Raw genomic sequence first — 649 nt, 5'->3', positions numbered from 1 at the left:
ATGGCTTCATATAGAGAGATGCCGCCGGCGACAATGGCTGCGTCCGCTTGTTTCATCAAACCTGCCATATCATTTGTCTGTTCGATCATCTTGTACTGCGGCTTCTTTTCGATCCGCCTTCGGACTGCCTCTTGATGCGGTGAAGCGCTCCCCATTACAAACATCATGTTTTTGTCTTTTATGTCGGGGACTTGATCAGCGGCAGCCAGCACTTTAAAAATAAGCTGCTTCGGATCACTTCCTCCTAATGCAACAAGGATATTGCGGCAGTCTTTCTTAAGTGTGTAATCCTCTCTTGCGGCCTGAAAGGCGGGGTGAAGAATAAGATAGTCCGGACCTTCATAGATCCGTGTGTTTCCCTGAACGTACACCCTGCTTCTGATGTGACCGTAAATTCCGTTAATGACTGCGTCACTATATTGAATCGATTTACCGTTTTTCTCTTCAAAAAGAACAATTTTCGCATCTGTCTCCGTCTTTATTTTCTTTAACAGCTCTGCAGGCGCGCCTAGAATATCAAACAAAAGCAAATCAAGCTTCTTGCTTTTTATTTCCCGGAGAATAAATTCGTGCTGCTGCAGCTCCGGCTTTACGATGACACGCCAATGTTCTTCATGAAGAAACACTTCAGACTCCTGATTCGTGTAAA

Annotated in this window: 1 pseudogene; it reads right to left on the bottom strand. The window is 45.0% G+C overall.

The features are described 5' to 3' along the window. Positions 1-649 (bottom strand): annotated as a pseudogene (locus ACWHAR_RS28305) (PseG/SpsG family protein); the annotation flags it as partial.

The sequence above is a fragment of the Bacillus sp. LR--39 genome (assembly GCF_053613335.1).
The sequence above is the reverse complement of the archived record's forward strand: the minus strand, read 5'-3'. Positions and strand labels throughout refer to the sequence as shown.